Here is a 12,332-nt window from a genome sequence, read left to right as displayed (position 1 = left end):
TTTAGGAGCGCGATCAGCGCAGCGAAAGACCGGCCAGCGGCCAGATCCAGAGCGAGAAGACCAGCAGCAGCGCCCCCATCATCGGCAGCAACAGCAGCGACAGCCGTATGAGGTCACGAGGCCGATAGGTCTCGTGCTCGAGATCGGCATAGAGCGCGACGGGCTTGGCGCTGACCGGCAGGCTCTGGCAAAAGCCGGTCCCCATCACGATCAGGATGGCGATGGCGCCGAAATCATAGCCCAGCGCGGCCAAGGGCGGAGCCAGCAACGGGATCAGCACCGTGGCCCGGGCGCTGCGCGAGGTGATCAGAAGGTGCGACAGCAGGGCGACGGCGGTCACCAACGCGGCGACCGTCGCAGGATGCGCCAGGGCATCCGGCGGCCGTGCGGCGAGCCAAGGCTGCAGCAGGCCGCTCGCCGCGCAGGTCTCGATCAGCGCCTGCCCCATCAGCGTGGTCGCGGCGAGGAAGAGGATGAGCTGCCACTCGACGGATTTCACCGCCTGCTTCATCGAGATCGGTGCAAAGGGCTTCAGGGTCAGCCCGATCGCGCCGCACAGCGTCACCAGGGCCGCGTCGACGCCGTGCAGCGGCTGCGTGCACCAGCCGGCGACGACGAGCCCCACGAGCGCTCCCACATAGCGCTGCTGCCCTGAAAGCGGCTCTGCCGTAGCAGCCGGCAACCTGATGACCTGTGCACGCTCCACCGGGCTGAGGAAGGCGAACAGGATGACGAAAGCGGCTCCGAAGCTCGCCAGGATGGCGAGCGGCATCCCGAGCAGCAGCCAGCCGAGATAGCCATGGCCGGGGCCGCCACTGCGCTGGATCATCTCGATCGCGATCAGATGAGCACCGGCGCCGATCAGCGTCCCCCCGCCGAGAGCAGGATCACGGTCGGGAACAGCAGCGCGAGCGCCCGTCTGACGCGGTTGTCGTCTATGGCTGCGGCCAGAGCGAGATAGACCGGCAGGAGCAGCGCTGCGCGCCCCGAGGTCGAGGGCACGAAGAGCGCGGTCGCGACGATCACGCCGGTCGTGGCGAGGAACAGCGTGCGCACGGTCCGTGCGCGGCTCAGCACCACCGAAGCCAGGCGCTCGGTAAGGCCCGAGGCGCGCAGCACCGCCGCGATGATGAAGGCGCCGATCAGTAGCCAGGTGAGCTCGTTGCCGAGCGCCGCATGCAGATTGCGGGCATGCGTCAACCCGCACAGCACCAGAGCAGCGGCGGCCGCCAGGGCGATCAGCGTGTCGTCGATGGAGGTCAGACACCAGCCGACGATGGCGAGGGCGAAGACGGTCAAGGCCAGTCTCGCCCGGACATCGAGCGGCAGACCGAACCAGATGGCGGCGGCCAGGCCGATGGCGATCAGGATCGGCAGGCCCAGCCGGAGCGCTGCCCGGGCCAGGAGCCAAGGATTGGAACGAAGACCGCCGGCCATCGCGAGGTCGGCGGGCGAAGAGGAAGAGAGCATCGTCATGTCAACGGAAACGTCGCGCGGACGCGATTATTCCGGAGCGAACCAAAATACTCCGAAGCGGCCTCACGCTCCCTTCGACAGGCCTTCGTCGGCCGGCTCCGCAAGGAAGCGGCAATCCATACCCGCGCCCTGCTGCCTTAGGACGCTCAGCTCCTTCAAAAGCTCGGCGCAGCACGTCCCAAATGCTCGCCCGGATCTAGATTCTGAAGTCCTTGCCATCGCCGCGCGATTAGTCTGGCCGAGCTTTCGACTTGACGCTGTCGGCCAAGCCGCACACTTTTTGCGCGTAACAGGATGCCTCGCATGGATAAGAAACCGATTGGAGCAATCCACAGCGAGATCGGGCGGCGCATTAAGGAGCGCCGTGACGAGATGGGCCTCAATCAAACCGATATCGGAAGGGTGGCAGGCGTTTCCCAGCAGCAGATCGGAAAATATGAAGACGGAACCAATCGCGTCAAACTCGAGCGCCCGATTAATATCGCGAGAGCTCTCCAAGTTCAGCCCGGATATCTTCTGGATACCATTGCGCCAATGATCGCATCATCAAATTTGCCGATGCGGAGCAGGAGCGTTACGGGGCTTTGCCGGCCATTGCGCTACGCCGACAGCTGAACTCTGCCGTCGAGAAGATCGAGGACTTGGAAGACCTCAAGGCTCTTGCGCGCGTGGCGGAGGCTTTCAGAAAGAAAAACCCCGTTCAATAACCTGTCACCGCGCTCTGAGAATGACAAAGCCGGCGGCGCCGGGGCGGCCTGATTTGGCTGCCCCGGCGCAATGCTTGATCAGGCGACGAGGAAGCCGGCGTCGACTGGGTCGTCGCGGTTGATCGTCCAGCGCGCGGTGCCGAGCAGGCCCGCGGTGCCCTTCACGGTCGGGCGCACCGCGCGCGTGCCGTTCAGGCTGGTTTCGCCGATGAGGCAGCCCTCGAAGGTTCCCGAGCCGAGCAGGCCTTCCGAGCGGATCGGCTGCTGTAGCTTCATCAGACCGCGCGCTTCGTACATCGCCATCATCGCACTGGTGCCGGTGCCGCCGGGCGAGCGGTCGAGCTGGCCGGCCGAAAAGACGTGGACGTTCTTATAGAAGGCGCTCTCGATCGTCGGCTCATGCCAGAAGGTGACGAAGTTGAAGTTGTTGATGTGGGCCGAGGCCGGATGCTGAATCGCAACCTTCTGGCGAAGCTGCTCGCGGGCGATGATGCCGAGGCGGGAGAGCTCCGAACCGTTCTCCGGCGAGATCTTGAGTGAGGTGCCGCGCAGGTCGATGATGCCAAAGTAGTTGCCGCCCCAGACTATGTCGGCCTTGAGCGAGCCGACGCCCGGCAGATCGAACGGCACGTCCTGCGCCGCGACATAGGCCGGCACGTTCTCGAAGCGGGTCCAGAGCACATCCGGACCGTCATTGGCGACCTCGGCCGTGACCAGACCGGCGGTGGTCTCGAAGCGGATGACGGTGCGGCCGTTCGCGCCGCGCCGGACGAGGCCGAGGGCGACCATCGCCATGCCGACAGCGATCGTGCCGTGGCCGCACATATGGGAATACTGCGTGCCGTCGATATAGATCAGGCCGGCATCGTAATCCGGGCTCGACGGCGGCGTCAGGAACACGCCGAACATGTCCTTGTGCCCGCGCGGCTCACGCATCAGCGCGCAGCGCAGCCAGTCATAGTTCTCCTCGAGGAAGCGGCGCTTCTCCAGGATGCTCGATCCGGCCGGATACGGAATCCCGCTATGGATGATGCAGAGGGGCTCGCCCTCGGTGTGGGTATAAACGACATCGAAGACATTCTGCTGGCGCATATGCGGCTCCTTGAGATGAAGGGTAAAGGGATCAGCGGGGTCAGCGGCGCTCGGAGAGCACGTCGAGGCCAATGGTGAGGTCGAGCAGGACGATCACGATGGCGGCGACGATGATCGTCAGGCCGGACACTGCGGCGATGGTCGGGTCGATCGTGTACTGGACGTAGTTGAACAGCTTGACCGGGATCGTGGTCAGCTCGGCCGTCGTGTTGAAGATGCTGAGCTCGACATTGATCCAGGAGGCGATGAAGGCGAAGATCGCGCCGCTGACGAGCCCGCTGCGGATCTGCGGCAGCGTCACCAGGAAGAAGGTGGTCAGAGGCCGGGCGCCGAGATCGGCGGAGGCGTCCTCCAGGCTGCGCTGCTCATCGGTCAGCTGCGGCAGCACGGCGCGCAGGACGAAGGGCATGATGATCACGACATGCCCGACGAGCAGGGCCGGAAAGCTGCGCACGAGGCCGATCGCGCTGCCATATTGCAGCAGCGCCGCGCCGAGCACGACATGCGGCAGGATCAGCGGCGACATCAGAGTCTCCGAGAGAAGGCGGCGGCCGGTGAAGCGATAGCGGGCGATGGCGATGGCCGCGGGGACCGCCAGCAGCATCGCGACGATGGTCGCGGCGATCGCGAGCACGGTGCTGGTCGTGAAGGCCGAGACATAGGATGGATCGCCCAGCATCTTGCCGTACCAGGCGAGGGTGAGCCCCTGCGGCGGGAAGGCGAGGAAGCTGGTCGTGGTCAGCGACGCCCCGACGAGCACGACCAGCGGCAGGGCGAGATAGGCCAGCGCCGCAAAGGAGACGACCCTGACGAGGATGAGCGCGACCATCTCAGGCCCTCCCCGGTTCACTGAGGCGCCCGGCGATGGCGACGAGCGCCAACGTCAGCACCAGCATGGTGATGCTGAGCGCACCGCCATAGTTGAAGTCGAAGACCGAACTGTATTGCTGGAAGATCAGCATCGAGAAGACGGTGATCCGCCCGCCGCTCAGCAGCGCCGGCGTGACATAGGCACTGACCGCCAGCATGAAGACCATCACGGCACCGGCCATCAGCCCGGGCAGGCTGAGCGGGAAGAAGATCGTGCGGAAGGTGCCGGCCGGCGTCGCACCGAGATCGGCGGACGCATGCTCCAGAGCCGGATCGACCTTGGCGAGCGCATTGCCGACGGCCAGCACGATGAAGGGCAGCAGGATGTAGACAAGGCCGACCAGGATGCCGAGCTCGGTGCCGAGGAAGCGCATCGGCCGCTCGATGAGGCCGAGCCCGATCAGGCCGTCATTGACGAGGCCGTTGCGGCCGAGCAGCACCATCCAGCCAAAGGAACGGACGATGTTGCTGGTGAAGAGCGGTACGACCAAAAGGATCACACAGAACCGGCGCCAGGGCCGCCAGCGCACGGTGCGGACGAGATACCAGGCGAGCGGATAGCCGATCAGCACGCAGATGAGCGTGGTCAGCGCGCCGATACGGAACGTCACCCAGAGGACGTCCCAGTGATAGCTGTCAGCGAGGATGCGCAGATAGTGGGCGAAGGTCGGCTGGCCGGCCGGGGTGGTGAGGCTCGCAATCAGCACGACCACCATCGGCGCCAGGAAGAAGGCGACGAAGAACGCCGCCGGCAGGGCGCAGAGCAGCACGACCGGGCGCAGCGTCCGGCTCACGACACATCCCCCGGCACCAGGCGCAGGTCCGAGAAGCGGATATTGGCGAAGACCGCCTGGCCCGCTCTGAGGCCGGCCAGCGCGGATGGGGCGAGTCGGGCTGTCAGCGTGGTGGCGCCCACGGTGAGCATGACCGAGGCATGGCTGCCGACATGGACGATATCGGAGAGGACGGCCGGCAGGGCGAGGCGCTCGGCAACGGGCTCCGTTGCGATGAGGATGTCCTCGGGCCGCAGCACGCCGGTCAGCGTCCCTTGCGGCGCATCCGAAGCGGGAAGGATCACGGCGCCGCCGAGCAGTGACAGGCTGCCGTCGCCGCGCCGCTCGACCTCGAGCAGGTTGGCATCGCCGATGAAGTCGGCGGCGAAACGGGTCGCCGGGCGGGCATAGATGTCCTGGCCACGGCCGATCTGCTCGATACGGCCGCGATTCATCAGCACGATCCGGTCGGCCATGCTCATCGCCTCGTCCTGGTCGTGCGTCACGAACAGGAAGGCGATACCGAGCCGATGCTGGATCTGCTTGAGCTCGCTCTGAACCTTCTTGCGCAGCTTCAAGTCGAGCGCGCTCAGCGGCTCGTCGAGCAGCAGCAGCTGGGGCCGGTTGACGATGGCCCGCGCCAGCGCCACGCGCTGCTGCTGACCGCCGGAGAGCTGGGCCGGCAGGCGCTCGCCGAAGCCGGCGAGGCCCACGAGCTCCAGCGCTTCGCTCGCGCGCTTGCCCGCCTCGTCCTTGGCGACGCCCTGCCGCCGCGGTCCATAGGCGACGTTCTCGGCGACGCTCATATGCGGGAAGAGCGCGTAGTTCTGGAACACCGTGTTGAGCGGGCGCCGATAGGGCGGCAGCCGCGTCACATCCTCGCCCGCGAGCCTGACCGTGCCGGCCTCCGGCGTCAGGAAACCGGCGATACAGCGCAGCAACGTGGTCTTGCCGCAGCCCGAGGGCCCAAGCAGGGCGATGAACTCGCCCTGTTCGACGGCGAGGTCGATCGCCGTCAGAGCCGGCTGCCCGCCGAAATGCTTGGACAGGCCGTCAATGGCAAGGATCGGGGTGCTCATGCTGCGGCTCGTGATGTTCGTGGCTGTTCGCTCACTTGCGGGCGATCTGACGGTTCCACTCGTCGACCACGCGCGAACGCAGCCCGTTGATCTCAGCCCAGTCGAACAATTGCAGGTTCTTGACCGAGCCGGTCTCGCCCCAGGGCAGCTTGCGCGCCGTCTCGGGCTTGACCGTGACGTTCTTCACGGACGGGCCAAGATAGAGCTTCTCGGCGAGGCAGCCGGAGGCCTCGGGCGTCAGCGCCTGGTTGATGAACTTGGCCGCAGCCTCCTTCTTCGGCGTGCCCTTGACCAGATGCAGGCGGGCATCGGTCGCCCAGGCGCCTTCCTTGGGCACGACAAAGCCGATCGGCAGGCCCTTGTCGGCGAGATCCCAGGCGCCGACGTTGAAATGCGCGCCGATGATCGCTTCGCCGCTTTGGTAGGCATTGGTCGCGGCGCCCGAGGAATCGAAGAACAGGGCGGCTTTCAGTTCCTTGATCTTCTTGAAGGTCGGGGCGAGGTCGCCGGCCGGGCCACCCCAGATCTTCGAGAGGAACATGACGAAGGGCACGCCGGAGGAGTTCGCCGGCGAGGGAATGGTGACGGCGTCCTCGAACTCCGGCTTCCAGAGGTCGTTCCACGAGGTCGGGGCGGTCTTGACCTTCTGGGTGTTGTAGGTGAGCCCGAGCGAGTAGTAGCCGGTGCCTACGGCATAGGTGGTCGCGCCGCTCTTGTAGATCGCTTCCGGCAGCGTGTTGGCGAGGTTGGGGATCGCCGCCGGGTCGAGATTGTCGGTGACCTCAGCGGCGAGCGCGAGCTCGCTGATGCCACCATCCATCCAGGCGACGTCGATGGTCGGCGCGGACTTCTGCTGCTGCAGCTTGGCCAGGGTGACCGTCGACGTGCCGATCTCGGCATTCACCGCAATGCCGGTCGCCTTGGTGAAGGGCTCGGCGACGCAAGTCTTGAAGGCGTCGCCCCAATTGCCGCCATACCAGGCGACCGTGATCGACGAGGGTTGCTGCGCCAGCGCCGGAGCGGTGAGCAGAGTGGTGGCGAGCATGGCCGTGGCCAGCCGGACGGTTCGGTTCATCGTCGTTCTCCTCTGCCTGAGCGTCTTCGCGCTTCTGCAGGACATGTTGACGCGCAGTAAGCGAAAGGCACTAGAATTCACCGGCCCAAAATTTGAATAATCACGACATGAGCACCGCGCAGTTCCTTCAATCGGCAAGCGATCGGCCGCATGCAGCGCCCGACCCGGTATCGCGGCTGCGGATCGGCTTCGTCCTGCTCGACCAATTCACGCTCGCCGCCTTCTCGGGATTGATCGACGTGCTGCGGCTGGCGGCGGATCATGGCGGGCGCAGTCGCCAGCTGCATGCGAGCTGGACCGTGATGAGCCTCGATGGCGAACCGCGGCATTCGAGCTGCGGCGTCTCGCTCTCGCCGAATGCAGCCCTGCTCGACCCGGCCGGTTTCGACTATATCGCCGTCTGCGGCGGCAACGACTATCTCAACGATGCCCTGCCCGAGAGCCTGCTCGGCTATCTGCGGCGCACGGCGGCCTGCAATGTACGCCTGCTCGGCATCTGCACCGGCACCTTCGCGATCGCCAGGGCCGGGCTGGTCGGGCCGCGCCGGGTCTGCGTGCACTGGAACGTGCTGGACGCCTTCAAGGAGCGGTTTCCCAAGGTCTCGGCGGGGGTGGAGCGCCTCTTCATCGACGAGGGCGACCTGATCACCTGCGCCGGCTCGACCGCAGCGATCGATCTTGGCCTCTATCTCGTCGCGCGCCATTGCGGCCGCGACAAGGCCCAGCAGGCGATGCGGCACATGATGCTGCAGGACATGCGCCCGGCGGAGATGCCGCAAGCGCATTTCTATGCCGAACTAGCGCCCAATCTCGACGTCCGGGTGCAGCAGGCGGCGCAGTTCATCGAGCAGCGGCTCGACAATCCCCCGCCGATCGCCGCCGTCGCGCGCTATGTCGGGGTCAGCCCGCGCCAGCTCGAGCGCCTGTTCGGCGCCTCCTTGGGCCAGAGCCCGGCCGCCTTCCAGCGCAAGCTCAGGCTGGAGTATGCACGATGGCTGATCCTGAACAGCAAGAGCTCGCTCACCGACATCGCCATGGGGACGGGCTTCGCCGACAGCGCCCATCTGTCGCGGGATTTCAAGGCGGCTTTCGGGGAAACGCCGCGGTCGCTTCGCCAGAAGGGCTAACTGCACACGCGCGTGCAGCCAGGCATCCGCCCCGGCGTGAATTGGACACCAGCGTTGTCCCGCTGCCTTTCCAGCCGAGGCGCGGGCTGGGGCGACGATGCACCGCCCCGTTTCAGCATCGCGCGCGTCGCCGCGTAACGGTCCTTTTTAAGAGCATCGCAGCGCGCCTACGAGCGCAGTCAGTGCAGCAGGCTGATGCTGGCGACTGGGGTAATACATGAAGAAGCCGGGAATAGGCGGCGTCCAGTCCTCCAGCACTCGAATGAGGCGGCGCTCAGCAACATGCTCCGCAACCTGCTCTTCATATGCGAGCCCAAGGCCGGCTCCTGTGAGCGCCGCCTGAATCACCAGGTTGGTATCGTCGATTATGAGTGGGCCGCTCACACCGACTGTGACCGCCTTGCGTCCCTGCTCGAACTCCCACCGATACGGACCATTCGGAAGGCGCAGGTTCAGACATCGATGATCATTGAGATCCTTGGGCTTCCGAGGAATGCTTCGTGACGCAAAATAACCGGGCGATCCCACTACCGCCAACCGCAACTCCCCCGTGACACGAACCGCGATCATGTCCTTTTGAATATACTCGCCGAGTTGAATACCCGCATCGAACTCGCCCGCGACGAGATCTACGGGACCAGTAACCGTGGCAACGTCAAGAACGACGTCAGGGTAAGCCTCGGCGAATGCTGCGATCTTCGGCAACAATACCATCACCGCAGCCGACCGCGACATTGCAATTCTAAGGCGTCCCGAAGGTCGGTGGCGAACGCTTCGGGCTTTGTCGAGCGCACGCGTAATTTGCTCGAGCGCCGGAGACAGGTCCTTCAAAAGAGCGGCGCCCGCAGCGGTTGGCGCCACACTCCTGGTCGTCCGAGCTAGAAGCTGGAGCTCGAGTCGCTGCTCAAGTCTCCGGATCGTGTGGCTCAGGGCGGACTGGGAGACGCCCAGCTTCGCTGCGGCACGTGTAAAGCTTCGCTCACTGGCGACGATTGCAAACGTAGCGAGTTCAGTCAGCTCGTTTCCCATGATTTATGAATCTTGCTCACAACTCCATCCCGTGCAGCATATCTAGTCTCATAAGCGCCCCGTGTCCTAGGTTTGACCGACAAGGCGGCGAGGCGACGTTCTGTCCGTTTTGGGCTTGCCTGGTGCTCGTCGCGTGATTGCCGCGTGATGGATTGGTTGGACGTAACAATGAGGTGGCCCGTGGATACCGATGTTCGCGCCTTGCGCACCCTGGCGCAGACCTATTTTGACGCCGCCTATGAAATGGATGCCGACAAGTTTGCTTCCATATTTCATCCCTCGAGCTCCGTGACGAAGGTCGCCGACGACGGCGACGTGGGCGTGGCGCCGATTGCGACGTGGCTAGCAGTCGTCCGCAACACGAAAGCTCCCAAACAACAAGGCGCGGAGCGTGACGACGAGATCCTCTCAATCGACGTCGAAAGAGATCTCGCGCTTCTGAAGGTAAAATTGCAGGTAGCGCCACGCCACTTCACCGACCTCTTGTCATGCCTGAAGATCAACGGAACCTGGAAGATCGTTCAGAAGGTGATTACTTCGAAAGTATAATGGCTTCATTTCCGCACTAGAAAATTGAAGCACTCCGCTTGGCAGGTTACCTGTGAAATTTCTGTCTCAAAGCCCCAACACCATGGCCTGTGCTTCCGGATCATCGAAGATTTGGTCGCTCTCCGACGGATATGTCGACCTGCCGGCCCAATTGCTCAGATTCCAGAACGACAAGATGTGCACGCAGATGGCATCGCCTCAGCGGGAAGAGTCGCGCGTTCGACTGTCGGTGAATTGCTTCCTACTCGATCGCCCTGGCAGCGACCGCGTTTTGATCGATTGTGGAGCGGGGGGAAGCTGGGACCCGTCCATGGGCCACCTGGAGGAGGCCATGTGCGAGGCGGGCATAGACACGTCATCCATCACGATGATCGCCCTCACCCATGCCCATGGCGACCACATCAACGGTCTTCTCACCACTGACGGGCGGCGGGCATTTGGAAACTTGAGCAAGATCGTGATTGGGGAGGACGCCGTTGAGGATTTCCTCGCCGAGCCACGACTAGCGGATTTTCGGCCACTCCTGGCCCCGATTAACGGAGGAGACCGGCCGGGCGATCATTTGCTGGCGGTGGCGATACCCGGGCATGCTCCGGGTCATATGGGTTATCTCCTCAGCACTGGCGAGGATGATATCCTGTTCTGCGGCGACCTGATCCATGTTCCTGCTGCACAGTTTGCCTGTCCCGAGCTTACTTGGGCCTATGACGCCGACGAGGCCATAGCGAGGGCTAGCCGGATCAAGCTGCTCCAAGACGCAGCCGATGCACATACTTGGTTAGCCGGCGCTCACCTGGGACGACCAGGCATCGGCAGAATAGTCAAGCAGGGGCATGGATACGCGTTTATTTCGGCAGCGTAGCCGACAATTTCCGAAGGCGATCATGACCTTCCTGCAGCGCGGGGCGTAGCGGAATGTCCGGATTTTCGGCGCGCCAAGCGGCGATCATGACGAGATGCAGCGGCTGGGCGGCAGCGATGTCTGGTATCGCAGCTTCCCGCGCCCGACCTCTCCAGCGTTGTACTGGGTGAAATTCGGATGCGAAACCGCCTCGCGCCTTGGCTGAAACAGCTTGAGTGACCGTGCGCGCCGAGCCCAACTCCGCACTCGATAGCTCAGGAGCGCGCCTGCTCCACCGTCAGGGGAGATGCTGGTTCTCGAAGAAGCCATCCAGCGGGATTTGCGTGGTCTTCTCGAAATCGTCCATCGCATCGACCAGGCGCTGGCGGTAGTTCAGCAAAGCGAGCAGCAGCTGCGCCGCATCGCGCGACAGTCCATAGCGCGCCCAACTCTCCGCCGTCCGATCTTCCAGCCCGATCTGCTTGCCGAAAGCTTCGACCGTCTCGAAACCGAGGCCCCGGACGACATCGAGCAACTCGTCTGCCGACATACGCGGCTTGACGATATGGGAGTGGAGGCGCTCCAGCATGAGCCGGACATCGGACGGCCGGAAATGCAGCGAATTGCGGGCGAATTGCTCGAGATTGGTTGCCATGTCGTTCTCTCCCTATGCGCGAATTCGCTGTTCCGCGATTTTGTTCGACGCGCTTTTAGCTAGGAGCGCCTCAGCGGCGCTTTCATCGGTGATCAGGACTTTAGCATTGCTGGCCCGCAGGGCCGCGCGAATAGCTTGCTCCTTGTCGGCACCTCCCGCGGCGATCGCGACCAAGCCGATCCCCCTGAGATCGGTCGGGCTCACCGCCATGACCCGCCGGTTGACGGGGTGGTCGACGAGTTGCCCTTCGGCATCGATGAAATGGCAGACGAGGTCACCGACCGCTCCGGCCGCCTTCAGGGAGGCCAGATCCGATTGCGGCAGCAGGCCCTCGCGAAACAGTGTCGAGCCGGCAACGACATCACCGACGCTGACCAATGCGATATCGGCGGCCTTGGCGCGGTCACCCAGCTCACGCAGCGTCGGCTCGCGCCATAGCGCATCCCGCAGTTCGGCATCCGATACGAAGACCGGCGCCGTGAGCTGGAAGCAGTCGGCTCCGAAGAGATCGGCGACGCGCCGCGCGACCGCGGACGGATTGATGCTGCGGGAATGGGTCAGCCCGCCGAGCAGGGACACCACCGACATCGCCTCGACCTGACGTGGCTGGATGCCGCGGAGCGCCTGGCTCAGCGTTCGCCCCCAGCCGACGGCGAGCGACATGCCGTCGACAATCCGGTCCGACAGCCAAAGGCCAGCGGCGTAGCCTACCAGAGAGGATACGTTCGCCGGGTCGCGTGCCGCCGGGACGACCACTGCCTCCTGGAGTCCGAGCGTGGTGACCAGCCCGCGTTCCAACCCGGCCTGCCGTGCCGAACGCGCGTCGATCCTGATCTTGACCAGACCATCGTTGCGCGCCGCGGCCAGCATCCGGATGACCTTGACCCGGCTCAGTCCGAGCGCTTCGGCAATCTGCTCCTGAGTCAGGCCCTCGACATAATACAGCCAGGCCGCGCGGACTTTAGCATCCGCGACCGGCCCCTCCCCGTGAGCAATTCCGCCGTCGAATGCTTCCTGCACTGCAATCCGCCAATCCGTCCGCCGCATCCTGCACGAGCA

Annotated in this window: 14 protein-coding genes; 4 read left to right on the top strand and 10 right to left on the bottom strand. The window is 64.5% G+C overall.

Features of this window, described 5'->3' with window-relative positions; all coding sequences use genetic code 11:
* Positions 1–13: 13 nt before the first annotated feature.
* Together QO058_RS19125 and QO058_RS19120 are read right to left on the bottom strand one after the other, a co-directional pair.
* A complete protein-coding gene (locus QO058_RS19125; RefSeq protein ID WP_284167851.1) occupies positions 14–829 on the bottom strand; it encodes an SLC13 family permease in 816 nt (271 codons plus the stop codon).
* A 32-nt stretch (positions 830–861) separates the two neighbouring features.
* Positions 862–1,470 carry an SLC13 family permease gene (locus tag QO058_RS19120; protein WP_284167850.1) on the bottom strand — a complete coding sequence of 203 codons (609 nt, stop codon included), beginning with the start codon at positions 1,468–1,470 and terminating at the stop codon, positions 862–864.
* 309 nt (positions 1,471–1,779) lie between these two features.
* Between QO058_RS19120 and QO058_RS19115 the strand changes: the two genes are divergently transcribed.
* A complete protein-coding gene (locus QO058_RS19115) occupies positions 1,780–2,091 on the top strand; it encodes a helix-turn-helix domain-containing protein (protein WP_284167849.1) in 312 nt (103 codons plus the stop codon).
* A 170-nt stretch (positions 2,092–2,261) separates the two neighbouring features.
* On the opposite strand, the gene QO058_RS19110 is transcribed toward QO058_RS19115, so the two are convergent.
* Genes QO058_RS19110 through QO058_RS19090 form a run of 5 tightly spaced genes read right to left on the bottom strand, consistent with a single transcriptional unit; the run spans position 2,262 to position 7,072 of the window.
* Entirely contained in the window at positions 2,262–3,275 is a 1,014-nt protein-coding gene (locus QO058_RS19110; protein ID WP_284167848.1) for a proline racemase family protein, read from the bottom strand.
* A gap of 40 nt (positions 3,276–3,315) precedes the next feature.
* Positions 3,316–4,104 (bottom strand): ABC transporter permease, encoded by a 789-nt coding sequence (locus tag QO058_RS19105; protein WP_284167847.1) that lies wholly within the window; start codon positions 4,102–4,104, stop codon positions 3,316–3,318.
* 1 nt (position 4,105) lies between these two features.
* Entirely contained in the window at positions 4,106–4,939 is an 834-nt protein-coding gene (locus QO058_RS19100) for an ABC transporter permease (RefSeq protein WP_284167846.1), read from the bottom strand.
* Complete coding sequence (locus QO058_RS19095; protein ID WP_284167845.1) at positions 4,936–5,997, bottom strand: ABC transporter ATP-binding protein; 1,062 nt, start codon at positions 5,995–5,997, stop codon at positions 4,936–4,938. The genes QO058_RS19100 and QO058_RS19095 overlap by 4 nt, the downstream gene beginning before the upstream one ends.
* 31 nt (positions 5,998–6,028) lie before the next feature.
* Entirely contained in the window at positions 6,029–7,072 is a 1,044-nt protein-coding gene (locus tag QO058_RS19090) for an ABC transporter substrate-binding protein (RefSeq protein WP_284167844.1), read from the bottom strand.
* 107 nt (positions 7,073–7,179) lie between these two features.
* Here QO058_RS19090 and QO058_RS19085 point away from each other — a divergent pair, with 107 nt between their 5' ends.
* The gene (locus QO058_RS19085; protein WP_284167843.1) at positions 7,180–8,199 is read left to right on the top strand and encodes a GlxA family transcriptional regulator; all 1,020 of its coding nucleotides are present in this window, start codon (positions 7,180–7,182) and stop codon (positions 8,197–8,199) included.
* 147 nt (positions 8,200–8,346) lie between these two features.
* Here the strand turns inward: QO058_RS19085 and QO058_RS19080 are convergent, their stop codons facing one another.
* Positions 8,347–9,228, bottom strand: a complete 882-nt coding sequence (locus tag QO058_RS19080) for a LysR family transcriptional regulator (RefSeq protein ID WP_284167842.1) — start codon at positions 9,226–9,228, stop codon at positions 8,347–8,349.
* A gap of 180 nt (positions 9,229–9,408) precedes the next feature.
* Here QO058_RS19080 and QO058_RS19075 point away from each other — a divergent pair, with 180 nt between their 5' ends.
* Complete coding sequence (locus QO058_RS19075; RefSeq protein WP_284167841.1) at positions 9,409–9,777, top strand: nuclear transport factor 2 family protein; 369 nt, start codon at positions 9,409–9,411, stop codon at positions 9,775–9,777.
* A gap of 82 nt (positions 9,778–9,859) precedes the next feature.
* Positions 9,860–10,639: an MBL fold metallo-hydrolase gene (locus QO058_RS19070; RefSeq protein WP_347976597.1), complete on the top strand. Its 780-nt coding sequence runs from the start codon at positions 9,860–9,862 to the stop codon at positions 10,637–10,639.
* 277 nt (positions 10,640–10,916) lie between these two features.
* Here QO058_RS19070 and QO058_RS19065 read toward each other — a convergent pair whose 3' ends face one another.
* Entirely contained in the window at positions 10,917–11,273 is a 357-nt protein-coding gene (locus QO058_RS19065) for a hypothetical protein (protein WP_284167840.1), read from the bottom strand.
* A gap of 12 nt (positions 11,274–11,285) precedes the next feature.
* On the bottom strand, positions 11,286–12,293 hold the full coding sequence (locus QO058_RS19060) for a sugar-binding transcriptional regulator (RefSeq protein WP_284167839.1): 1,008 nt from the start codon (positions 12,291–12,293) through the stop codon (positions 11,286–11,288).
* Positions 12,294–12,332: the final 39 nt, after the last annotated feature.

Origin of the sequence: Bosea vestrisii, assembly GCF_030144325.1 — a bacterium.
Taxonomy (GTDB): domain Bacteria; phylum Pseudomonadota; class Alphaproteobacteria; order Rhizobiales; family Beijerinckiaceae; genus Allobosea; species Allobosea vestrisii_A.
Note: the sequence above shows the minus strand (reverse complement) of the source record. Positions and strands in the feature narration are given on the sequence as shown.

Coding starts and splice junctions, on each gene's coding strand:
- QO058_RS19085 (WP_284167843.1), top strand. CDS start 7,180: ATGAGCACCGCGCAGTTCCTTCAATCGGCAAGCGATCGGCCGCATGCA.
- QO058_RS19125 (WP_284167851.1), bottom strand. CDS start 829: ATGATCCAGCGCAGTGGCGGCCCCGGCCATGGCTATCTCGGCTGGCTG.
- QO058_RS19070 (WP_347976597.1), top strand. CDS start 9,860: ATGGCCTGTGCTTCCGGATCATCGAAGATTTGGTCGCTCTCCGACGGA.
- QO058_RS19080 (WP_284167842.1), bottom strand. CDS start 9,228: ATGGGAAACGAGCTGACTGAACTCGCTACGTTTGCAATCGTCGCCAGT.
- QO058_RS19120 (WP_284167850.1), bottom strand. CDS start 1,470: ATGCTCTCTTCCTCTTCGCCCGCCGACCTCGCGATGGCCGGCGGTCTT.
- QO058_RS19105 (WP_284167847.1), bottom strand. CDS start 4,104: ATGGTCGCGCTCATCCTCGTCAGGGTCGTCTCCTTTGCGGCGCTGGCC.
- QO058_RS19065 (WP_284167840.1), bottom strand. CDS start 11,273: ATGGCAACCAATCTCGAGCAATTCGCCCGCAATTCGCTGCATTTCCGG.
- QO058_RS19095 (WP_284167845.1), bottom strand. CDS start 5,997: ATGAGCACCCCGATCCTTGCCATTGACGGCCTGTCCAAGCATTTCGGC.
- QO058_RS19110 (WP_284167848.1), bottom strand. CDS start 3,275: ATGCGCCAGCAGAATGTCTTCGATGTCGTTTATACCCACACCGAGGGC.
- QO058_RS19115 (WP_284167849.1), top strand. CDS start 1,780: ATGGATAAGAAACCGATTGGAGCAATCCACAGCGAGATCGGGCGGCGC.
- QO058_RS19090 (WP_284167844.1), bottom strand. CDS start 7,072: ATGAACCGAACCGTCCGGCTGGCCACGGCCATGCTCGCCACCACTCTG.